The 22,026-nt window shown below is 55.0% G+C and carries 17 protein-coding genes; 8 read left to right on the forward strand and 9 right to left on the reverse strand.

The features are described 5' to 3' along the window. Entirely contained in the window at positions 1-666 is a 666-nt protein-coding gene (gene pxpB, locus STH12_RS18255) for a 5-oxoprolinase subunit PxpB (RefSeq protein WP_126168877.1), read from the reverse strand. 274 nt (positions 667-940) lie between these two features. Between pxpB and STH12_RS18260 the strand changes: the two genes are divergently transcribed. Then, complete coding sequence (locus STH12_RS18260; RefSeq protein WP_126168878.1) at positions 941-2,011, forward strand: HDOD domain-containing protein; 1,071 nt, start codon at positions 941-943, stop codon at positions 2,009-2,011. A 91-nt stretch (positions 2,012-2,102) separates the two neighbouring features. Here the strand turns inward: STH12_RS18260 and glyS are convergent, their stop codons facing one another. Together glyS and glyQ are read right to left on the reverse strand one after the other, a co-directional pair. Then, positions 2,103-4,172, reverse strand: a complete 2,070-nt coding sequence (glyS, locus tag STH12_RS18265; protein ID WP_126168879.1) for a glycine--tRNA ligase subunit beta — start codon at positions 4,170-4,172, stop codon at positions 2,103-2,105. 12 nt (positions 4,173-4,184) lie between these two features. Continuing rightward, complete coding sequence (gene glyQ, locus STH12_RS18270) at positions 4,185-5,090, reverse strand: glycine--tRNA ligase subunit alpha (RefSeq protein WP_126168880.1); 906 nt, start codon at positions 5,088-5,090, stop codon at positions 4,185-4,187. Between the two features lie 107 nt (positions 5,091-5,197). Here glyQ and STH12_RS18275 point away from each other — a divergent pair, with 107 nt between their 5' ends. Continuing rightward, a complete protein-coding gene (locus STH12_RS18275; protein ID WP_126168881.1) occupies positions 5,198-5,764 on the forward strand; it encodes a DNA-3-methyladenine glycosylase I in 567 nt (188 codons plus the stop codon). Positions 5,765-5,865: 101 nt separating this feature from the next. Here the strand turns inward: STH12_RS18275 and STH12_RS18280 are convergent, their stop codons facing one another. Beyond that, positions 5,866-9,054 carry an amidohydrolase family protein gene (locus tag STH12_RS18280; RefSeq protein WP_126168882.1) on the reverse strand — a complete coding sequence of 1,063 codons (3,189 nt, stop codon included), beginning with the start codon at positions 9,052-9,054 and terminating at the stop codon, positions 5,866-5,868. A gap of 146 nt (positions 9,055-9,200) precedes the next feature. Continuing rightward, complete coding sequence (gene tusA / locus STH12_RS18285) at positions 9,201-9,446, reverse strand: sulfurtransferase TusA (RefSeq protein ID WP_126168883.1); 246 nt, start codon at positions 9,444-9,446, stop codon at positions 9,201-9,203. Between the two features lie 388 nt (positions 9,447-9,834). On the opposite strand from tusA, the gene STH12_RS18290 reads away from it, so the two are divergent. After that, positions 9,835-11,742, forward strand: a complete 1,908-nt coding sequence (locus STH12_RS18290; protein WP_164551251.1) for a methyl-accepting chemotaxis protein — start codon at positions 9,835-9,837, stop codon at positions 11,740-11,742. Between the two features lie 79 nt (positions 11,743-11,821). On the opposite strand, the gene fadA is transcribed toward STH12_RS18290, so the two are convergent. Next, positions 11,822-12,985: an acetyl-CoA C-acyltransferase FadA gene (gene fadA, locus STH12_RS18295; protein ID WP_126168885.1), complete on the reverse strand. Its 1,164-nt coding sequence runs from the start codon at positions 12,983-12,985 to the stop codon at positions 11,822-11,824. Between the two features lie 19 nt (positions 12,986-13,004). Beyond that, the gene (gene fadB, locus STH12_RS18300) at positions 13,005-15,155 is read right to left on the reverse strand and encodes a fatty acid oxidation complex subunit alpha FadB (RefSeq protein ID WP_126168886.1); all 2,151 of its coding nucleotides are present in this window, start codon (positions 15,153-15,155) and stop codon (positions 13,005-13,007) included. Between the two features lie 283 nt (positions 15,156-15,438). Here fadB and pepQ point away from each other — a divergent pair, with 283 nt between their 5' ends. The 4 genes from pepQ (at position 15,439) to hemG (STH12_RS18320) (ending at position 19,451) form a co-directional block, all read left to right on the forward strand. Beyond that, complete coding sequence (gene pepQ, locus STH12_RS18305) at positions 15,439-16,758, forward strand: Xaa-Pro dipeptidase (protein WP_126169580.1); 1,320 nt, start codon at positions 15,439-15,441, stop codon at positions 16,756-16,758. Positions 16,759-16,760: 2 nt separating this feature from the next. Further along, positions 16,761-17,381 carry a YigZ family protein gene (locus tag STH12_RS18310; protein WP_126168887.1) on the forward strand — a complete coding sequence of 207 codons (621 nt, stop codon included), beginning with the start codon at positions 16,761-16,763 and terminating at the stop codon, positions 17,379-17,381. Between the two features lie 82 nt (positions 17,382-17,463). Continuing rightward, a complete protein-coding gene (locus STH12_RS18315; protein WP_126168888.1) occupies positions 17,464-18,921 on the forward strand; it encodes a TrkH family potassium uptake protein in 1,458 nt (485 codons plus the stop codon). 2 nt (positions 18,922-18,923) lie between these two features. Further along, the gene (gene hemG, locus STH12_RS18320) at positions 18,924-19,451 is read left to right on the forward strand and encodes a menaquinone-dependent protoporphyrinogen IX dehydrogenase (RefSeq protein WP_126168889.1); all 528 of its coding nucleotides are present in this window, start codon (positions 18,924-18,926) and stop codon (positions 19,449-19,451) included. A 9-nt stretch (positions 19,452-19,460) separates the two neighbouring features. Here hemG (STH12_RS18320) and STH12_RS18325 read toward each other — a convergent pair whose 3' ends face one another. Next, the gene (locus tag STH12_RS18325) at positions 19,461-19,769 is read right to left on the reverse strand and encodes an ArsR/SmtB family transcription factor (RefSeq protein ID WP_126168890.1); all 309 of its coding nucleotides are present in this window, start codon (positions 19,767-19,769) and stop codon (positions 19,461-19,463) included. A gap of 200 nt (positions 19,770-19,969) precedes the next feature. Between STH12_RS18325 and hemG (STH12_RS18330) the strand changes: the two genes are divergently transcribed. Then, entirely contained in the window at positions 19,970-20,530 is a 561-nt protein-coding gene (gene hemG, locus STH12_RS18330; RefSeq protein ID WP_126168891.1) for a menaquinone-dependent protoporphyrinogen IX dehydrogenase, read from the forward strand. 38 nt (positions 20,531-20,568) lie between these two features. Here the strand turns inward: hemG (STH12_RS18330) and STH12_RS18335 are convergent, their stop codons facing one another. Beyond that, positions 20,569-22,011 carry a TrkH family potassium uptake protein gene (locus STH12_RS18335; RefSeq protein WP_126168892.1) on the reverse strand — a complete coding sequence of 481 codons (1,443 nt, stop codon included), beginning with the start codon at positions 22,009-22,011 and terminating at the stop codon, positions 20,569-20,571. Between the last annotated feature and the right edge of the window lie 15 nt (positions 22,012-22,026).

Consider the following 22,026-nt stretch of genomic DNA (forward strand, 5'->3'; position numbering starts at 1 on the left):
TCAGGAAACCTCCCTGACAAACTGGATCCGGTCGCCCGGTGCAAAACGGCACGGAGGCTCCTGTTTGGCATCAAACAGCGGCAACTCAGTCCGACCTATCAGTTGCCAGCCGCCCGGAGCCTGACAGGGGTAGATGCCGGTTTGGGCGCCGCCAATCCCCACGCTGCCGGCGGGCACCTGTTGCCGTGGCACATCCAGCCTGGGTGTGTGCAACTGGCTTGGCAGCCCGGACAAATAGGCAAACCCCGGCAGAAACCCTAAAAACATTACCCGATACTCGGTGGCACAGTGGGCGCGGATAATCTCTTCGGCGGATGTGTGGTGGAAGCGGGCCACGGCTTCCAGGTCCGGGCCATAGTCATTGCCGTAACGCACGGGTACCCGATGCAGGCGCCCATCCGGAATTTCAACCGGCAGACGGGGCCAAATATTCTGCAGCCACTGCTGCCAGCTGTTGGGGTCCTGATTGGCATCCAGGCACAGGGTGAGGTTGTTCATGCCGGGGGTTATATCGGTCAGCCCGCCTCTGCTGCGGCATTCCTGCGCCAACGCCCAAATCTTTGCCTGATTGGCAAGTGTTGAGGCGGAACAGCCGGTCTTTGCCAGTGTTAGCAGCAGGTGATGTTCACCCAGTAAGGCAATGTCCGGAAATGGCTGATTGGGCATGATGTTTTTGCCGATTAACAGGTATCATTCGACCCTAAAAAATGGCCTCTGTCATGTCAATGAATTGCTGCGAAAATGTTGGTGTTTTCGCCATTTATTAAGCGGCGATTAAGGTGTGTATCAAATTTGCCTGGCCGGGCAGGAAGGCCTTGGGTTAACTGGCAAATTTGGGCTCAGCGCCTAGTATTGATAGATGCCTGCCAAATGTTTTTTCAGCCCGGGTTCTGTGGGCCACGAGACAATCTCAGCGATTTAAGTCAGGGGCAGTTTTTTTATGCGGCTTTTTAATAAGCTCTTTAATATCAGGGACAACACCATCGTCGAGCGACCACGCAGTTTAAGTGGTGAAGGTCTGGCAGCAAAAACCGCCGAAGCGGTGGCCAGAGCGCAGGTGCGCAGTTCGTTGGCCGTGGTGGCAGAGCAGGCCAGGGAGGAGGCCCATAGCCCAACAGTGGACGTTACCGCACTGTTTTACAGCTTGCTGTTTGCCGGGGGCAAAGACACTGGGGGGATAGCCAACAACCTCGAAAAGGAGGTGATGGCCAATGTCGAACAGGCATTGGCTCAGCCCAGCGTGATTGCCGATAAGGTCTTGAAGCTGCCGCACGATATCATTGAGCTCGACAAACAACTGGCCAATCCTGAGGTGGACACCGACGAGGTGCTCAAGTACATCAAGCGTGACCCAGTGCTGAGCGCCGAAGTGCTGAAACTCTGTAATTCCCCCGCCTTCAGACGCAGCAGCAAGGATATCACCAGTTTACAGCAGGCCGTGGTGACCCTGGGGCGCGAACAGCTTCGACGATTTGTTACCAGCGTGCGCGTGCGTGAAGTGATTGAAATTAAACCAATTTACTACAGACGCTTTGGCTCTGAGGTATGGCGTCATTCATTACAGGTGGCCTATCTGGCGTCTGAACTGACCCGCGAAGAGCAGGACACGGCATTTATGCTCGGCTTGCTACATGATGTTGGTAAAATCGCTATATTTCAGATGCTTATTGATGCATTCGCCAAGGCAGAACCCGGCGAGCAGCCCAGATCCTGGCTCTTTCGTCAGGTAATGACTTCAAAGTCACTGCTGCTCAGTGCTGTGCTGGTGCGAAGCTGGCAGTTACCACCTTTGTTTGCCCGCTCTCTGGCGGCGCTGGCCAATCCACACAATATGCCCACAGATCCTTTGCCCAAGGCCATTTGGACTGCAAACCATATCAGCGAATGTTCCATGCTGTGGCAGGCCGAGCGTATTGATGAGACTCAACTTGTTACTTTGCTGGAGCGAATCGGCATGGACAGAGAGACCTTCGATGACCTGCACGAAAAGCTGTTGCAGCTGGCAAGCTGAGGTTTGACAAAATGTAGCTGTCAGTAAGTTTGGCAATAAAAAACGCGCCCTGAGGCGCGTTTTTTTATGACGGGCATTCGCTACTGCAGCATTACTGAAGCAGAGAAATGTCGGCGACGTGCAGGAACTGGTCGCGCAGGTTGCCAAGCAGTGCCAGACGGTTGTTACGCAGTGCCTGGTCGTCGGCCATGACCATCACGTCTTCGAAGAACTGATCCACGCTCTCACGCAGGGCAGCCAGTTCGGTCAGTGCCTGTTGGTAGTTACCGGCAGCAAACAGCGGGGCAATCACAGGTGTTACTTCCGCAAGCTTGGCGGCCAGCGCCTTTTCAGCGGCTTCGCTCAGCAGTGCAGCATTGATGCTGCTTGGCAGTTCACCTTCCACTTTAGCCAGAATGTTGGACACACGCTTGTTGGCGGCGGCCAGCGCTGCGGCCTGCTCCAGGGTGCGGAAGTGGCTTACCGCCAGGATACGGTCATCAAAATCCGCAGGGCGGGTTGGACGACGGGCCAGCACGGCGAGGATAACGTCGGTGCTGATGCCTTTGTCCTGATACCAGGCGCGGAAGCGGGCCATCAGGAACTCGAGCACTTCATCGGCTGCCTGGGCATTGCTGAGGTTGGCGCCGTGCAATTCGACTGCTTTGGCAATCAAATCAACCAGATCCAGCGGCAATTTGTTTTCTACGATAATACGCAGCACACCAATGGCGGCGCGGCGCAGTGCGAACGGGTCTGCAGCGCCTTTAGGTGCCTGACCGATACCGAAGATGCCAGACAGGGTGTCGAGCTTCTCGGCCAGCGCCACGGCGCAGGAAACACCGGCGCTAGGCACGCTGTCGCCACTGAACTTGGGCTTGTATTGCTCTTCCAGTGCCACAGCAACGGCTTCGGCTTCACCGTCGAGGCGCGCATAGTGCATGCCCATGGTGCCCTGGGTGTCGGTGAATTCCATCACCATGTTGGTCATCAGGTCGCACTTTGACAGGAGACCGGCACGGGCGGCGTCTTCGCTGCTGGCGCCAATCTGACCTGCGATAAAGCCGGCGAGGGCAGAGATACGCTCGGCGCGGTCTTTCAGGGTGCCAAGTTGCTTTTGGAATACCACGGTTTCCAGGCTCGCCAGGCGGCTTGCAAGGGTGTGCTTCTTGTCGGTGTTAAAGAAGAATTCGGCGTCGGCCAGACGTGGACGAACTACCTTCTCGTTACCGGCAATGATTTGCGCCGGATCTTTGGACTCAATATTGGCCACAAAGATGAAGTTTGGCAGCAGCTTGCCTTCGTTTGAGAACACTGGGAAGTACTTCTGGTCGCCCTTCATGGTGTACACCAGCGCTTCGGCAGGAACGGCCAGGAACTTGTCTTCGAAGTGGGCGGTGAGTACCACTGGCCATTCAACCAGTGAAGCCACCTCTTCAAGCAGGCTTTCTTCGATGTCGGCGTTGCCACCAATCTCGGCAGCGGCCTTTTCGGCATCAATCTTGATGAGGGCTTTACGGGCCTGGTAGTCGGCGATGACTTTACCGCGCTCTTTCAGGGCAGCCAGGTAGTTATCGGCATGATCCAGGCTAAAGCTGGATTCGCCCATAAAGCGGTGGCCGCGAATGATGCGGTCAGACTGGATGCCCAGCACTTCACCGGCAATCAGTTCGCTGCCAAGCAGCAGGGTAACTGTGTGCACGGGGCGGATAAACTGAGTGCTGTTGCTGCCCCAGCGCATTGGCTTGGGGATAGGCAGCTTGTCGAGTGCGCGCTGGGTCATGGCAGGCACCAAAGCAGCTGTAGGCTCACCGGCAACATTGGCACGATAAACCAGCCATTCGCCTTTGTCAGTGGCCAGACGCTCAGCTTCGGCTACGGTAATACCGTTACCACGGGCCCAGCCTTCGGCGGCCTTGGTGGGGTTACCCTCGGCATCGAAAGCGGACTGCACGGCAGGGCCTCGCTTTTCAACGACTTTGTCTTCCTGAGCGGTCGCCAGGCCCTTAACGTACAGGGCCAGACGACGTGGAGCGGCATACCATTCGATAGATTCAAATGGCAGTTCGGCCTTGGTCAGTTCTTCGCTGAAGTTGGCCTGAAAGGATTCGGCCAGGGTGCGCAGCGCCTTCGGTGGCAGCTCTTCGGTACCGATTTCGATGAGCAGGTTTTCGAATTTCATTTAATCTTCCTCTTATTTGCACATCGGGAAGCCGAGGGCTTCGCGGGCCTTGTAATAGGCTTCGGCAACTGCCTTGGCCATGGTGCGCACACGCAGAATGTAGCGCTGACGCTCGGTCACAGAGATTGCGTGACGGGCATCCAGCAGGTTGAACGCGTGTGAGGCCTTCATGACTTGCTCGTAAGCGGGCAGAGGCAGAGGAGTTTCCAATGACAACAAATGCTGACAGGCTTTTTCGCATTGGTCGAACATGCCGAACAGGAAGTCCACATCGGCGTGCTCAAAGTTATAGGTAGACTGTTCTACTTCGTTCTGGTGGAACACATCGCCGTAGGTGATGCGGCCCATGGGGCCATCGGTCCAGACCAGATCGTAAACGCTGTCTACGCCCTGGATGTACATAGCCAGACGCTCAAGACCATAGGTGATTTCACCGGTCACTGGGCTGCATTCGATGCCGCCCACTTGCTGGAAGTAGGTGAACTGAGTCACTTCCATGCCGTTGAGCCACACTTCCCAGCCCAGACCCCAGGCGCCCAGTGTTGGCGATTCCCAGTTGTCTTCAACGAAGCGGATGTCGTGGATTTGGGTGTCGATACCCAGGGCTTGCAGCGAGCCTAAGTAGAGTTCCTGAATGTTGTCAGGGGATGGCTTCAATACGACCTGGAACTGGTAGTAGTGTTGCAAGCGGTTCGGGTTTTCACCGTAGCGACCATCGGTAGGGCGGCGTGAAGGCTGCACATAGGCGCTGCTCATGGGCTCAGGGCCGAGGGCGCGCAGGAAGGTCTGAGGGTGGAAGGTGCCGGCACCGACTTCCATATCCAGTGGTTGGACAATGGCACAGCCTTGCTGAGCCCAGTAATCCTGCAGGGTCAAAATAAAGCCCTGGAATGTCTTTACGTCGTATTTCGTCGTCATGTCTACTGCTGTCAGCTGAAAATAGAAAATGGGTTCGATTATACCTTGTAGATCTGTGCTTATGTAGGCTATTTTTGAGCGAATTTACGGCTAAATAGGGACTTTGAATGGCAGATAACAAAGTGAGATGCGCTTGGGTCAGCGATGATGCTCAGTACCAGCAGTATCACGATGAGGTATGGGGCAGGCCGGTTTACGATGCCAAAGAGCTGTTTGCTAAGCTTTGTCTCGATGGTCAGCAGGCTGGATTGTCCTGGATTACCATCCTCAGAAAGCAGGCCAGTTACGAGGCTGCCTTCGCCGATTTTGAACCCGCTATCATTGCTCGCTTCGATGACGCCAAGGTTGAAGAACTGCTGCAAAACCCGGGCATAGTCCGTAACCGTGCCAAGGTGAACTCCATTATCCGCAACGCCCGCGCCTATCTGAGTTACGTTGATGCCGGGAATGACTTCTCTGCGTTTTTGTGGAGTTTTGTTGGTGGCGCACCCAAGGTCAATCGGTTTGCGTCCATTTCAGAGGTACCGGCCCAGACTGCGGAATCGGAAGCCATGTCGAAGGCGCTTAAGAAACTGGGCTTTAACTTCGTCGGCCCCACCATTTGCTATGCCTTTATGCAGGCGGTCGGCATGGTGAATGACCACACCACAGATTGCCACTGTTACCCGCAGTAAGAATTTTTAGTGCCACAAGCTACTGGCTGATTTCCGGTAATAAAAAAGGTGTTCCACGTGGAACACCTTTTTTGTTCAGGCGTTTTCTTTAGGCGCTAACGTCAGATTTTCTCAAAGAAGAAGGGTTGGCGTTTGCGCTTGTCACCATTGAGTTGGTTCATGGTTTCGGCGTCAAACAGCTTACCGTTGACCATGGTATGGGTCACCTTATCGGTCACGCGGATATCGGCCAGCGGGTCACCATCAATAACGATAAGGTCGGCGAGTTTGCCAGCCTTGATTGAACCCAGCTGATGATCCATGGCGAAGGTTTTGGCAGGATTGATGGTAGCTGTTTTCAGCACGTCCATATTGCTCATGCCACCCTGGGCAAACATCCACATTTCCCAATGGGCCGCCAAGCCTTCGCGCTGACCGTGGGCACCAATGTTTGGCACTATGCCCAAATCATTCACTTCTTTGGCTACGCGAGCCACATTGAAGTGGTTATAGTGCCCATCCGGTGCAGTAGGGCGACGCATGGAACGCGCTTCCAGTAGGTCGCTCGGTACGTACTTGGACAGACGTGGATGAGCCCATACCTCGGTCTTGTCGTACCAATAGTTCTCACCGGAGATACCGCCATAGGCCACGACCAGAGTAGGTGTGTAGGCAACCTTGGTTTGGCTCCAGAACTGCTTGATGTCGTTGTAGATGGCACCAGCCGGCAGAGAGTGCTCTATGGTGGTGTGGCCATCGGCAATCATGGTGAGGTTGTGCTGCAGCAAGCTGCCGCCTTCCGGCACTACCATCATTTCCAACTCGCGGGCAGCCGCTATCACCTGTTGGCGCTGGTTACGGCGCGGCTGGTTGTAGCTTTTCACGCTGAATGCACCAACTTTTTTCAGGCGTTCCAGGTGGAACTTGGCATCGTCAACCGAGTCGATGTGGCTGGTGTAGCCGGGCAGGTTGGCGCCGTACAGAATGGTACCGGTTGAGAAGATCCTCGGGCCCACGATCTTACCGGCCTTTTGCTGCTCAGATGCGGCAAAGATTTCGGTAGTGTCGTTTGATGGGTCATGGATGCTGGTTACACCCAGCGACAGGCCTGCATAGAGGTTCCAGTTCTGCTGAGGAATGATTTCATCTTCACCCTGAGAACCGTGGGCGTGGGCATCGAACAGGCCTGGCATAATGCTCTTGCCGCTGATATTGATAACTTCAGCCGATGCAGGAATGGTTACTGCGTCTTTGCTGCCTACAGCTGAAATTTTGTTATCCGTTACTATCACCACGCCGTTGTCGATTACCTGGTCATTTTCCATGGTAATTACCTTGCCGCCGACAAAGGCAATGGTTCCACGTGGAACATCTGCCTGCTTCTCAAAGCCGATTTGGGTGATCTTAGGTTCAACCTTGGCGTCTTTGTCTTCGACTTTGGCGTAGCTGGGATCAACCGGCATTTGATATAGCTCTGGACCAAGGGTCCAATAAAGCTGGTTGCTCTTGCTGTTCCAGCTCAGGCTTTCGCCGGCACGAACACTCAGTTGAGTCACTGGCAGGTTGCTGGCCTTGGGACCAATTTCAATGGTCTCACCATGCTTGGCGAAGGGGGTAACAAAAACCTTGAAGCGCTCGGCAAAGGCCAGTTGCTCACCATCGGGAGAGATTCGGAATTCGGTCGCATGCTTGCTGGTGTAGTGAGTGCGCTTCTCGAATCCATTCATGTTGATGGATGAGAACTGCGGCGTCTCGCCACTTTCCATAAAGTAAACCCGCTCATTATCGGCGCCAAACTGAGGTTGGAAACCCATGGCACTGATGCGCGTGTTCTTCCTGGATTTGATGTCGGCCTTATAAAGGCCTGGATCATTCGACCAGGTGGGAGGGGTAATATAGCCACCACTAGCTTTGCGGTACACCAGAGTATCACCCTTGGGTGAGAACACCGGCTCGACGTATTTACCTGGGTGCTCACTAATCTTGGTGAGCTTGCGGCCACTAAGGCTAATAACCTGTACCGTACCCTGATCTTTGTCGTTCCAGGTGGTGAAGGCCAATTGCTTGCCATCACGGGACCAGGTTGGGTATAGCTCAGCAACTTCGTCGGCAAGTTTGGTTAGGCGGCTGACTTTGCCATCCGGTAATGACTTCAGCCACAGTTTTCCAAGGGCTTCATACACTACCTGTTTACCGTCGGGTGATACCTGCGCCATGCGCAGCATTTTCACATCAAACTTGTCCTGATCCAGATTTTGGGTGAATCGCACCGAAGGCTGGATATCCATCTGGGTTTTTACGTGGAACGGAATTTCAGTGACCTTGTTGCTGGCAACACTGAGTCGCTGGATTTTGCCCTTGGCCCAAAACAGCAGATCTTCACTGTCTTTATCCCAGGCCATGGTGGGGTACACCCCATGAATCGCCCAGGTTTCCTGCATGTCGCGGTCGAGTTCACCGTAAAGCTTACGCTTCTCACCAGACTCTAAATCCAACAAGTAGAGAGTAGATTGGAAACCATCACGGCGGATAAATGCCAGCTTTTTGCCATCTGGGCTTGGTGTTGGACGAATGGCACCGCCGGTGCCTTCAATCAGTACTTCGATATCGCCGGTTTGGGTATCGTAGCGTTTAATCTTGTAGATACCTTTCACTGAGTCTTTGGAGTAGTGGAAGGTTTTACCCGGAGTCGCATCCTGGCTGAAATAGATATAGCGGCCATCGGGAGAGTAGGCGGGTTCGCCCAGGTCTTTTTGATCGTTTGGACGCTCAGTGAGCTTCACACCTTCGCCACCTGTGATGTGGTACAGCCAGACTTCACCGGCGCCAAGGCTGCGGCTGGCGGTAAAATGCTTGCGACCGACAAGGTATTGAGAGTCAGGGCTCCAGGCCGGGCTGTTGATTAGCCGGAAGGTTTCTTTGGTGACGGCGCGGGCATTTTTGCCATCGGCATCCATTACCCATAGATTATCGCCGCCATCCTGATCTGACGTGAATGCGATGTATTTGCCATCCGGGCTATAAACAGGCTGCATCTGCCAGGCGATACCGCTGGCCAGTACTTCGGCCTCGCCACCTTTGGCGGGGATGCGGTAGATATCACCCAGCAGGTCAAACACTATGTATTTGCCATCCGGGCTAAGGCTCAGGTTCATCCAGGTGCCTTCGTTGACATCCACGCTGACTTTTTCGAGAGGGGCATTTTGGGGTGCATTGACTTGCCAGGTTTCGGCTTCGTCACTGGCAAAAGCGGCAGGCGTAAACGCCAAAGCCACCGCAATCACGCTGGGGTGCAGACGGGTCTTGAACATTCGGGTTTCCTAATCGTTATAGTTATTGAGATAAGGCCGGGCAGAAAATGAATGCCCAAGGCTGGTTGGAACAGCTTGTGTTATCTCACAAATTGCAGATCAGGAAAACCTCATTTCTGTTTCAAATAATAATCATCAGAGCTCGACTAGAGCCCTTTTTTGATGAGGTAGCGGTAAGGAGTAACTGAGGTATCACTGGCCACCAGGGTGTGATCCATAAACTCGCAGAAGCTGGGAATATCGCGGGTGGTAGCCGGGTCATCGGCGATGATCAGCAAGGTTTCACCATCAGCCATATGGCGCACCGTTTTACGCACCATCATCACTGGCTCGGGGCATCGTAATCCGAGGGCGTCCAGTTCTTTGTTAGCAGTGGCGAAAATATCAGTCATTTGCTCTTTCTCAGGGTGTAACAGTCGACGCTAATGTTACTCCACGGTCACTGAATCACCAAGTCAGCGAGCCATAAAATGTGGGCTTGGATGCTTCACGTGGAACATCATTATTGGAACCTTCCAAAACTTTCATTTCGGCTTAAGGGATAATGTCTAAAATGCCGCCGTTTAACGAAGGATTCCGCCTATAAATTAGCCCAAATCAGTTCTTTGTATAAGGCATAGCAGAAAATTCGTTGTCAGACTCAAGCGGTGTGCTAGGGTGCGCCGGAATAATAATAACCAATATCATCAATACCTTATGCAAATACTCTCCTTCAGGAAAACTTTATGGTATGGGCTGTTGGCAATAGGTCTGGTTCCACTGTTAGTAACCGGATTTGTTGTGCAACGTCTTGCCGAGTCAGCCATGACCGAGCAAGCTTTCAACAAGCTTGTGGCAGTTCAACAACTCAAACAAAACCAGATTGAAGATTACTTCAATGACACCCGCGCCGATCTCGCCATGTTATCAACGGCGGTGTCGGACATGCTGAGCTACAGCAATGGTGCGACGCTTAAAACTACTGCCCATACACATCATGAATACTTCGACAAGATGGCCGCCGAATATGGCTATTACGACGTATTTGTAATCGATCCGCAGGGCACGCTGGTCTACACCCAGGCGAGGGAAGCTGACTATGGTACCAACTTGGTGTCGGGGCCGTTTCAGGACTCGAACCTGGCCAGCTTGTTTCAACGGGTCATTGCCAGCCAGCAGGCTGAAATGGTGGACTTCGCGCCCTATGCACCAAGTCGGGGCGAGCCTGCTGCCTTTATCGGCGCGCCTGTCTGGCTTAACGGTAAGCTGGTTGCTGTGGCCGCACTGCAGCTTTCCATCGATAAGATAAACCATTTGATGATGCAAAGAGCCGGCATGGGTGATTCCGGCGAAAGTTATCTGGTTGGCAGTGATTACCGTATGCGTTCTGACTCCTTTCTGGATTCTCACGGCCGTTCTGTAAGGGCGAGCTTCGCCGGTACCGTAGAAGCCAATGGCGTGAATACCAAGGCCTCGAAAACGGCTCTGAGGGGGTCAGAGGGTATGGAAATTATCGTCGATTACAATGGCAATCAGGTGCTCTCAGCATACAAGCCAATTTCGCCTGATCTCAGCGGTAAAATTCGCTGGGCGATGATTGTGGAAATCGATGAGGCAGAAGCGCTGGAATCTGTTGTGGCTATTAAAAATAGCCTGTGGATAGCTTTGGGGATTTCTGTGTTGGTGGTGCTCGGATTTGCGGTGCTGATCCTGCGCTCAGTTTTGCGTCCTTTGGGGGGCGAACCGGCGGTAATGCAGCATATTTCAGAGCGGGTTGCCAAAGGGGATTTGGCCATCGATTTTTGCAAGGGTAACAAGACAGGTGTTTACCTCGCTATGGAGACCATGTCTCACAACTTGCGCGATATTGTGTCGCGGATGGTCGGTATTACTGCACAGCTTTCGGCGGCCTCTGAGCAAACCCGAGTTGCCAGCGAAGAAACCAATCAAAGCCTGTTCCAGCAACAATCCAACATCGAGCGGGTATCGGCTTCGATTCACGAGATGAGTGCCACTATTGCCGAGGTTGCCAATAACGCCCGTCAGGTCGCCGATTCAACTCAGGCGGCCTATGGGTTGTCGCAAATCGCCGATCAACAGGTGCGCAGCAACATAGGCACCATCAATGGCCTGGCGTCGGCGATAACTGAGGCGACCGATGTTATCCGCAATGCCGAATCCCAAAGCCAGGGCATCAGTAAGGTGCTTGAGGTGATCCGGGGCATTGCCGACCAGACCAATCTGCTGGCTCTGAACGCTGCCATTGAGGCGGCCAGGGCGGGTGAGCAGGGTCGCGGCTTTGCAGTAGTAGCCGATGAAGTGCGGCAGCTGGCGCAGAAAACGGCTCAGTCTACCCAGGACATCGAGCAGATGATTGAGTTACTGCAGCAAGGCACGCAAAACGCGGTAGGCGTGATGGCCCAAAGCACCGAGCACCTGAAGCAGACTGTCAGCAGCGCCGAGTCGACCGCCGAGGCGATTCGCAATACACATATTGAGATTGAGTCCATAGCCGCCAACGCTGAGCAGATTGCCACAGCGGCAGGACAACAAACGCTGGCGGCCGAGGAGATAAGCCAGAGCCTGGCGGTGATAAGTGATTCGGCCTCGGTGAATGCCGCCAGTTCCGAGCAGACCGCAGTTGCATCGGCGCGGCTGAGTGAGTTGGCGCTGGACTTAAAAGCCATCAGCGGAAGCTTCAAAACCTGAGTTAGCTGAAAGCGAGGTTTCACGTGAAACATAAAAAAAGCCGACCCAATGGTCGGCTTTTTGTTAGCAAAAGTGCGGGTTACACCCGCTCAAACACAGTCGCAATACCCTGACCCAGACCGATACACATGGTCGCCAAACCGAGGGTGGCATCCTTGTGTTCCATCAGGTTGATCAGGGTGGTGGAGATACGGGCACCGGAGCAGCCCAGTGGGTGGCCCAGGGCGATAGCGCCGCCGTTGAGGTTCACCTTATCTTCCACTACGTCCATCAGCCCAAGGTCTTTTACGCATGGCAGAGACTGAGCGGCAAAGGCTTCGTTCAGCTCAATCACATCCATGTCCTGGATGCTGAGACCGGCGCGGGCCAATGCTTTTTGGGTGGCAGGAACAGGGCCGTAACCCATGATGGCGGCATCGCAACCGGCAACGGCCATGGAGCGCACGCGGGCGCGAATTGGCAGACCGAGGGCGCGGGCTTTTTCTTCTTCCATCACCAGCATGGCGGCAGCACCGTCAGACAGCGCAGAAGAAGTACCGGCGGTCACTGTGCCATTGGCTGGGTCGAACACAGGGCGCAGGCTGGCCAGTGACTCCAGAGACGTCTCGGGGCGGATAACTTCGTCGTAATCGACTTTGATCAGGCCGCCGTTGGCGTCGTGGCCTTCGATGGCATAAATCTCTTTAGCGAAGCGACCTTCGAGGGTTGCGGCGTGGGCGCGCTGGTGTGAACGCACGGCGAACTGGTCCTGCATTTCACGGCTGATGCCGTGCAGCTTGCCCAGCATCTCGGCGGTCAGACCCATCATGCCAGAGGCCTTGGCCACATTGGCGGCGAGGCCTGGGTGGAAGTCAACACCATGGTTCATCGGCACGTGGCCCATGTGCTCAACACCACCGATGATAAAGGTGTCGCCCATGCCGGTCATGATGGCGCGGGAGGCCTGATGCAGGGCTTCCATGGAAGAGCCACACAGGCGGTTAACGGTAACGGCACCGGCAGTCTTGGGGATGCCGGCCAGCAGCGAGGCGTTACGGGCAATGTTAAAGCCCTGTTCCAGGGTTTGCTGCACACAGCCCCAAATCACGTCTTCAACACTGTTGGGATCCAGACCGGGATTGCGCAGCAGCAGAGCTTTCATCAGCTCGGCAGACAGGGTCTCGGCACGAACATTACGGAATACACCACCCTTGGAGCGGCCCATGGGGGTACGGATGCAATCTACGATAACGGCTTGTTTCATTTTGATGTTCCTTCCCTAATCAGGCCTTTGGATAGTAGCTGCCATTGCTGCTCGCGAGAGCGCGCATGGCGTCTGTGACCTGATACAGGCCGCCCAGATGGGCATATTTATCGGCCAGTGCCACGAAGTTGGCTACGCCCATGGTATCCAGATAGCGGAACACGCCGCCACGGAATGGAGGGAAGCCAAGGCCATATACCAGACCCATATCGGCTTCGGCCGGGCTGGCGATAATACCTTCTTCGAGACAACGAACGGTTTCGATGATCATGGGGATCATGGTGCGGGCGATGATCTCATCGGCATCAAAGGCTTTCTGCTCGCCAAAGGCTTCGGCCAGCATAGCGTAGGAAGCCGGGTCCACATCCTTCTTCGGCTTGCCGCGCTTATCGATGCTGTACTGATAGAAGCCCTTGCCATTTTTCTGGCCCAGGCGACCGGCTTCGTACATGACGTCGATGGCATCTTTGCCGGACTTGCCCATGCGATCAGGGAAGCCTTCGGCCATCACCGCCTGAGCGTGGTGACCTGTGTCCAGGCCCACAACGTCGAGCAGGTAAGCCGGGCCCATTGGCCAGCCGAATTGCTTTTCCATCACCTTATCGATGGCTGCGAAGTCGCCACCGTCGGCCAGCAGACCATTAAAGCCTGCAAAGTAGGGGAACAGCACGCGGTTTACGAAGAAGCCCGGGCAGTCGTTCACCACGATTGGGGTCTTGCCCATCTTGCTGGCGTAAGCAACAACAGTGGCAACGGTTTCTTCGCTGGTGTCTTTACCGCGGATCACTTCCACCAGTGGCATCTTGTGTACTGGATTAAAGAAGTGCATGCCGCAGAAGCGCGCAGGGTTCTTCAGGCTCTTGGCCAGGAAATCGATGGAGATGGTCGAGGTGTTGGAGGCGATGATGGCGTCGTCAGCCACCAGACCTTCTACCTCGGCCAGCACCGCAGATTTCACTTTTGGATTTTCCACCACGGCTTCAACTACCACGGCGGCATCTTTAATGGGGGCGTAGTCCAGCGCAGGGGTGATGTTATTCAGCACCTTGGCCATTTTCTCCGGCGTGGAGCGACCACGGGAAACCTGAGCGGTAAGCAGCTTGGCGGCTTCGTTCAGACCCAGATCCAGAGCGGCCTGGTTGATGTCTTTCATCACAATTGGGGTGCCCTTGCTGGCACTTTGATAGGCGATACCGCCACCCATGATACCGGCGCCGAGTACGGCAGCCTGGTTCACGTTTTTGGCGAGTTTGCCGGCCTTCTTGGCTTTGCCTTTTACAACCTGATCGTTAAGGAAGATACCAATCAGCGCGGTGGCTACATCGGTTTTGGCCAATTGAATAAAGGCTTGATGTTCAACCTGCAGCGCGTCGGCGCGGCTCATGCCGGCAGCCTTTTCAACCACACTCACGGCGGCCATTGGCGCAGGGTAATGCTTACCGGCCACGGCGTAGACCATGCCTTTGGCGGTGGTGAATGACATCATGGCTTCGAGCTTCGGCAGCGTCAGCGGCGACTGCTTACGGGCGCGGCGCGCTTGCCAGTCGAGCTTGCCATCGATGGCATCTTTCAGCATTTGGGTTGCTGCGGCTTCCAGAGCATCCGGCGCTGTGACTGCGTCGATGGCGCCAACTTTCAGGGCATCTTCAGGACGCTGATCTTTGCCGGTGGTGATCCATTCCAGCGCGTTATCGGCACCTATGATGCGAGGCAGGCGCACTGTACCGCCAAAGCCTGGGATGATACCGAGTTTGGTCTCGGGCAGACCAATCTTGGCGGTGGTATCTGCGATACGGAAGTCGGTGGCCAGAATGGTTTCACAGCCGCCGCCCAGGGCAAAGCCCTTGATGGCTGAGGCAGTGGGGAAAGGCAAGTCTTCAAGCTTGTTGAACACCACATTGGCCTGCTCGAGCCATGCTTGCAGCTTGGCGTCTTCTTCGGCAAACAGGGCGAGGAATTCGGTAATGTCGGCGCCAACGATAAAGGTATCTTTGCCTGAGGTCAGCAGGGCAGCTTTGGCGTCGGAGGCCTTGATGGCGTCAAGAGCAGCGTCGAGGGCGGCGAGGGTTTCACGATCGAACTTGTTGACCGAGCCGGGTGCGTTAAAACACAGCCGGGCAATCTTGTCACCGGTCAATTCGACCTGGATTGTAGGGCTTTGGTAGATCATGTGCTTGCTTTCCTTTTTGGTCAGGAATCCATCTGACGACGGACTCTCCTTTTTTCACAGCAATAGCGGCCATCATTTGACCATTTGTTTGCCAGTGTGCGTCCAAAAAACAAAAATTACAACACCCAATTAAAACGATCGTTTAATTGTTTGGCGGCGAGGAGGATTTTTACCCTTTGTGATACACTGCACAGCAAACAGAATAGTTCGCCAAGACGGTGTTTGGGATATGATTTTTCAAATTTCCGCCGGTTGGTGTAATGAGCACAGAGGATGGAACATGATGGAAAATTTGGCCCCGCTGTACGTCAACCATATTCAGGAACAAACCCGCCGGGTAGCCGATGTGCTGGCCCGCGAGCAGCTGCAGGGACTGGCTATTCATTCGGGTCAGTATCGTCGCCAGTTTCTCGATGACATTAACTATCCCTTCAAGGTAAATCCCCACTTCAAGGCCTGGCTGCCGGTGCTGGATAATCCCAACTGCTGGATTCTGACCAACGGTCAGGAAAAACCGGTGCTGGTGTTTTATCGCCCCGAAGATTTTTGGCACAAGGTGAGTGATGTGCCCGAGAGTTTCTGGACCGAGCATTTTGATATCAAGCTGCTGACCAAGGCCGAAAAAGTGGCCGACCTGCTGCCGAAAAACCTCGATGGCTGGGCCTACATTGGCGAGCACCTGGACGTGGCCGATGTACTTGGCTTCAAGAGCCGTAACCCCGATGGGGTGATGAACTACCTGCACTGGCATCGCAGCTTTAAGACCGACTACGAGCTTGAGTGTATGCGTGAAGCCAACCGCATTGCGGTGATTGGTCACAATGCCGCGCGGGAAGCCTTTTATAAAGGCGCCAGTGAGTTTGAGATCCAGCAGCAGTATCTGTCGGCCATAGGTCAGGGCGAGAACGATGTGCCCTACGGCAATATTATCGCCCTCAATCAGAACGCCGCTATTTTGCATTACACCGCGCTTGAGCACAGCAATCCGGCGCAGCGGCTGTCGTTTTTGATTGATGCCGGTGCCTCTTTCCACGGCTATGCCTCCGACATTACCCGTACCTATGCGTTTGAAAAGAACGCCTTTGACGACTTAATCAAAGCCATGGACAAGCTGCAACGGGAACTGGTGGAGCTTATCCGCCCCGGCATGCGCTTTACCGAGCTGCATCTGGCGACCCACGACAAACTGGCGGCGCTGATGTTGGAAATGAACATCGCCAGCGGAGATAAGGACGCACTGGTCGAGCAGGGCGTTACCTCGGCGTTTTTCCCCCACGGTCTTGGCCATATGCTGGGGCTGCAGGTGCATGATGTGGCCGGGTTTGCCAACGACGAGCGAGGCACCCATCTGGCAGCGCCCGCAGAACATCCGTTTTTGCGCTGTACCCGGATACTGACACCGCGGCAGGTGCTGACCATTGAGCCCGGTTTTTACATCATCGACTCTTTGCTGGCGGCCCTGAAAAATGATGGACGCAGCGCCCTGGTGAATTGGGACATGGTCGACACCCTGCGCCCCTTCGGTGGCATTCGCATTGAGGATAATGTGATTGTGCATCAGGAACGCAACGAGAACATGACCCGGGATCTGGGACTTAACTGATAGTGGCAGAGAAGTACCCCATTCCGGCGGGCGAGCTGGTGTTTGAAGAAGAAATCAAGGCCAGCCGCTTTATCACGGTTCTGAGTCATTGCAGCAGTGAAATCGATTTGAAGTCAGTGCTCACTGACGTGAAAAGCCGCTACCCTGGTGCAAGTCATTACTGCTGGGCTTATATTGCGGCGGCGCCGGATAACAGCGTTGCCATAGGTTCCAGCGATGATGGCGAGCCTTCCGGCAGTGCCGGTCGGCCTATGCTGGCCACCCTGCAAGGCTCCGGGTTGGGAGAGGTTTGTGCCGTGGTGGTGCGTTATTACGGCGGCACCAAACTCGGGGTGGGCGGTCTGGTTCGGGCCTATACCTCGGGCATCAAAAAGGCACTGCCTGATTTGCCAACTCAGCTGCGGGAGCTTAAATATCCTTCCCGTCTTTGCTGCGACTATGGGCAGCTTGCGGATATCGAGTATCTGCTGGGCAAACACGGCGGCGATATTCTCGAGCGGGATTTTGGCGGCAAGGTCACGCTGCAACTGCAATTGCCCAAAGCGAATCTGGCGGATTTGAACCGGGATCTGGCAACGCTTACCCAGGGGCAAATCGTCCTCAAATTCGACGAATTCGAATGAGTGTCAGCGCGAAGGAATTGTGCGACAATTCCTCGAACAACGAAAAAGTGCCCCACAACAAGGGAATGCCAAAAGCAGCTCCATGCAATACAGAACAATAATAAGGATCACCGGCCTGCTGATGGGGCTCTTTTCCATCACCATGCTGCCACCGGCGCTGGTTGCCATCTACTACAAAGATGGTGGCGGTACTGCTTTTATTCAGGCGTTTGTGGTGAGCCTTATTTTGGGATTTCTGTTCTGGTATCCCAACCGCCAGCACAAATCTGAGCTGCGCACCCGTGAGGGCTTCCTGATTGTGGTGCTGTTCTGGACAGTACTGGGCTCCATAGGTGCCTTGCCGTTTATCTTCTCCTCCACCCCCGATTTGAGCTGGACCGACTCCTTCTTTGAGTCATTCTCGGCGCTGACCACCACGGGGGCAACCGTCATTGTGGGGCTCGACAGCCTGCCCAAGGCGATTCTGTTCTACCGCCATTTGTTGCAATGGCTCGGTGGTATGGGGATCATCGTATTGGCGGTGGCGATTCTGCCGGTGCTGGGTATCGGGGGTATGCAGCTGTATCGCGCTGAGATCCCGGGGCCGGTGAAAGACAGCAAGATGACGCCGCGGATTGCCGAAACCGCCAAGGCGCTCTGGTACATCTATCTGCTGCTGACCACCGCCTGTGCGCTGGCCTACTGGGCCGCCGGTATGTCGGTGTTCGATGCCATTTGTCACTCGTTTTCCACCATCGCCATCGGTGGCTTCTCGACCCACGACGCCAGCATGGGCTACTTCGACAGCCCTATGATCAACATGATTTGCGTGGTGTTTCTGCTGATTGCAGCGGTGAACTTCAGTGTCCACTTTGCCGCGTTCAGTCGCCGTGGCATTAATCTCAAGGTCTATTTCAAGGACACCGAATTCAAGATCCTGATAGTGATCCAACTGCTGTTGACCGCTATCTGTTTTGCCACCTTGCTGCACTCCGGTATCTACGATTCTGCCGAAGAAACCCTGGACTATGCGCTGTTCCAGGCGGTGTCGATTTCGACTACTGCGGGCTTTGGTACCGAGAGTTTCCACCTGTGGCCGCTGTTTTTGCCGATGCTGCTGATTTTCTCAAGCTTTATCGGCGGCTGCGGCGGTTCAACCGCCGGTGGTATCAAGGTTATCCGGGTACTCTTGCTGTTGCTTCAGGGCAGTCGTGAGCTGAAGCGGCTTATCCATCCGCGGGCAATGTTTTCTATTCGTATCGGTAATACTGCGCTGCCTGATCGGGTCGTGGATGCGGTATGGGGCTTCTTTTCGGCCTACGCGCTGGTGTTCGTGATTTGTATGCTGATTTTGATGGCCATGGGGCTGGACGATATTACCGCCTTCAGTGCCACCGCGGCCTGTTTGAACAACCTGGGCCCGGGTTTGGGTGAGGTGGCCAGCAACTATGCCAGTATCGGCGACGGCGCCAAGTGGGTGCTGGTCGTGGCCATGCTGTTCGGCCGACTGGAAATCTTTACCCTGCTGGTACTCTTTACGCCTACCTTCTGGAAGACCTGATAATGAAGACCCTGATCCTTTACTCCACCGTCGATGGCCAAACCTTACGTATTTGCGAGCGTATCAAGGCGCGCTGCGAAGCGGCGGGTGAGACAGTCACCCTGGCCGAAATTGGTGCGGCGGCGCCGCTGCTGGCGGAGGCCGACAAGGTGCTGGTTGGTGCGAGTATCAGGTATGGCAAGCACAGACCGGCGCTGTTTGAATTTGCCGCGGCGAATGCCGAGATTCTTGCCAGCAAAATAAACGGCTTTTTCACCGTGAATGTGGTGGCGCGCAAAAGCGAGAAAAACACCCCTCAAACCAACCCTTATATGCAGAAGTTTTTGCAGCTGTCCAAGTGGCAGCCACAGCAGTTGGGGGTGTTTGCCGGTAAGATTGATTATCCCCGCTATGGCCTGTTCGACCGCAGCATGATCCGTTTCATCATGTGGATCACCAAGGGCCCCACCGATGTGAAGGGCACCTTTGAGTTTACCGATTGGGATAAGGTTGACGGCTTCGGCGATGCCTTTGCCGCCCGCAAGCCGTGAGCGCCTGCGTTACACGCTGCAATAGCGTTTGTGCAGGATAGAAATGATGTCGGTGACCTGCTCGTTTTTGAGCTTGTAGTACACCAGCTGAGAGCTTTTACGGGTATCCACCAAATCTTCCGCCCGCAGCACCGCCAGGTGCTGAGACAGTGCTGACTGGCTCAGGGGCACAATTTCATTGAGCTCAGTGACGCTGAGCTCGTTATCCAGCAGCAGACAGAGGATCATCAACCGATAGGGGTTGGCGATGGCCTTCAGCCATTTTGCGGCGGTTTCGGCGTTGCCGACCATGGCGTTTACATCAATAGTCTGTGGCATCTGTAACCTCTGTCCGTTAACCTGAGTGGAACATTTGATTAGATGATTCTAATTGACTGCGCCGTCCAAGGCAATTTCCCCATTCATAACTGTGACATCGGTGGCAATTGCGCATTTATGATGTCCGTTTGTGACCTCAAGGCAGGACAGTTGCCGCCGTGGTTGTCACAATAAAGTGTCCATAGTTTGCGGAGCCCAGCATGTCTCAATCAGCCAAGCGTCAGATCCTGCTCATTTATTTTTCCCGTGGCGGCCATACCCGCAAGATATCTGAAGCCATGGCCGCCAGGCTGAACGCGCTGGGCCATGAGTGTACCCTGATGTCGGTGGCCGAGGCGCTGGCCGCCGAGCCCGACTGGCAGCGCTTCGATGTGGTGGCGCTGGGCGCCTGTGTGCTGTACGGCACTTACCATAAGTCGGTGTTTGAACTGGTTAACCGCTATCAGGGAGCGCTGGCGTCAAGACCATCAAGCTTCTATTGCATTAATGTGGTGGCCCGTAATCCCGAGAAGCGGGTGCTGGAAAACAACAAGTATCTGCAGAAGTTCCTGAGCCTGTCGCCCTGGCAGCCCCAGGATCTGAAAATCATTGCCGGTAAGGTGGATTACCCCTCATGGCCTTGGTACGACGCCCTGATGATCCGGCTGATTATGAAGATGACCAACGGCCCGACAGACCCGAAGGCGGTTATCGACTACACCGACTGGCAGGATGTGGACAAGTACGCGGAGCATTTGCTGACGTTGGCACAAGCCGACTGACTCTGCCTGAGCAAGGCAATTCCAAAACCTGATTGCCGTCAGTATTGCCAGAACTTGGGATGGAACAGCACCGCCACTGTGAGGATCTCCAGTCGTCCAAGTAACATGCCCAGCGACAGTGCCCATTTGGCGCTGTCGGGCAGACCGGCAAAGTTACCCGCCGGGCCAATCACAGGCCCAAGCCCTGGCCCCACGTTGGTCACCGCCGTGATGGCGCCGGTCAGGCTCGACATGGGGTCGACCCCCACCGCCACCAGAAACACCGCCAGCGCCACTGTTACACCCACAAACAGCAGAATGAAGGTGACCAGGGAGCGAATGATGTCTTCGCTGATGGGGCGGTTGTTGTAGCGCTCACGGAAGATGCCCGCCGGGTGGATTTGCTGCTTTAATTGCTCGCGCATGATGGCGAAGGCGATTTGAAAGCGGAAGATCTTAATCCCGCCCGATGTAGAGCCTGAGCAGGCGCCGACAAACATCAGAAACAAAAAGGCCACGTTGGCCAGTGGTCCCCAGGCGCCGTAGTCGGTGAGACCGTAACCAGTTGTGGTAACCACGGACACCACGTTAAAGCAGGTCAGGCGCAGGGCATCGATAAACGCAAGCTCCTTTACAGGTGCAAGCCATACCGCCAGCGCCACACTCACGGCACCGACAAACAGTAAGAAGCCCTTGACCTGGGCATCGTTCCATACCTTGAGGGTGCGGCCACGGATCATCTGTACAAACAGCAGCAGCGGCAGACCACCCGCCAGCATAAAGGCGGTACCGACCCAGTGGGCGCCGGGGCTGAAGTGCGCCATGGATTCATCGGACGTGGAATAGCCGCCGGTGGAGAGGGTGGTCATGGCGTGGTTGATGGCTTCAAACCAATCCATGCCCGCCATGTGGTAGCCCACACCGCAAAGTATGGTCAGGAGTATGTAGATTTGGAACAGGTGCTTGGCCATGTCCTGGGTGCGGGGGGTGGCCTTGTCGCTCCAGTCTGACGATTCGGTGCGAAACAGCCGCATGCCACCCACGTTGAGGAACGGCAGCACAGCCACCGCCATCACGATAAAGCCGATACCTCCGAGCCACTGCAACAGCGAGCGCCAGATAAGGATACTGCGGTCCATATTGTCGAGCCCCGACAACACGGTGGAACCCGTGGTGGTGATGCCGGACATGGTCTCGAAAAAGGCATCTGTATAGTTGATGCCGTGGTAGAGGGTAAAGGGCAGCGCCGCGAACAGGCTGACGACAAACCAGGTGATACTGGTCAGCAAAAACATGTCGCGGATATTGAGCTTGATGTGTTTTTGTTTGCCGCCGCTGATGCAGAAACTGGCAGCTACCCCGGTCACCATGGCCGAAATCATAAAGGCGCCGGAGGTTTCGTCGCCGTGCAGCAAGGCGAACAGCAGCGGGATGAGCATGAACCCTGCCAGCATCGACAGGAAGGTGCCGAGGATGAAGAGCAGGGGCCTGAAATTCAGCATGGCTGGCTCGGTTTC

Origin of the sequence: Shewanella khirikhana, assembly GCF_003957745.1 — a bacterium.
In the GTDB taxonomy this organism is placed as follows: domain Bacteria; phylum Pseudomonadota; class Gammaproteobacteria; order Enterobacterales; family Shewanellaceae; genus Shewanella; species Shewanella khirikhana.

Excerpts from the sequence above, each read along its gene's own strand:
- pepQ (WP_126169580.1), top strand. The coding sequence starts at position 15,439 with ATGGAAAATTTGGCCCCGCTGTACGTCAACCATATTCAGGAACAAACC.
- glyQ (WP_126168880.1), bottom strand. The coding sequence starts at position 5,090 with ATGACGACGAAATACGACGTAAAGACATTCCAGGGCTTTATTTTGACC.
- pxpB (WP_126168877.1), bottom strand. The coding sequence starts at position 666 with ATGCCCAATCAGCCATTTCCGGACATTGCCTTACTGGGTGAACATCAC.
- hemG (WP_126168891.1), top strand. The coding sequence starts at position 19,970 with ATGTCTCAATCAGCCAAGCGTCAGATCCTGCTCATTTATTTTTCCCGT.
- STH12_RS18315 (WP_126168888.1), top strand. The coding sequence starts at position 17,464 with ATGCAATACAGAACAATAATAAGGATCACCGGCCTGCTGATGGGGCTC.
- STH12_RS18325 (WP_126168890.1), bottom strand. The coding sequence starts at position 19,769 with ATGCCACAGACTATTGATGTAAACGCCATGGTCGGCAACGCCGAAACC.
- fadA (WP_126168885.1), bottom strand. The coding sequence starts at position 12,985 with ATGAAACAAGCCGTTATCGTAGATTGCATCCGTACCCCCATGGGCCGC.
- hemG (WP_126168889.1), top strand. The coding sequence starts at position 18,924 with ATGAAGACCCTGATCCTTTACTCCACCGTCGATGGCCAAACCTTACGT.
- STH12_RS18260 (WP_126168878.1), top strand. The coding sequence starts at position 941 with ATGCGGCTTTTTAATAAGCTCTTTAATATCAGGGACAACACCATCGTC.
- STH12_RS18280 (WP_126168882.1), bottom strand. The coding sequence starts at position 9,054 with ATGTTCAAGACCCGTCTGCACCCCAGCGTGATTGCGGTGGCTTTGGCG.
- glyS (WP_126168879.1), bottom strand. The coding sequence starts at position 4,172 with ATGAAATTCGAAAACCTGCTCATCGAAATCGGTACCGAAGAGCTGCCA.
- STH12_RS18335 (WP_126168892.1), bottom strand. The coding sequence starts at position 22,011 with ATGCTGAATTTCAGGCCCCTGCTCTTCATCCTCGGCACCTTCCTGTCG.
- STH12_RS18275 (WP_126168881.1), top strand. The coding sequence starts at position 5,198 with ATGGCAGATAACAAAGTGAGATGCGCTTGGGTCAGCGATGATGCTCAG.
- tusA (WP_126168883.1), bottom strand. The coding sequence starts at position 9,446 with ATGACTGATATTTTCGCCACTGCTAACAAAGAACTGGACGCCCTCGGA.
- fadB (WP_126168886.1), bottom strand. The coding sequence starts at position 15,155 with ATGATCTACCAAAGCCCTACAATCCAGGTCGAATTGACCGGTGACAAG.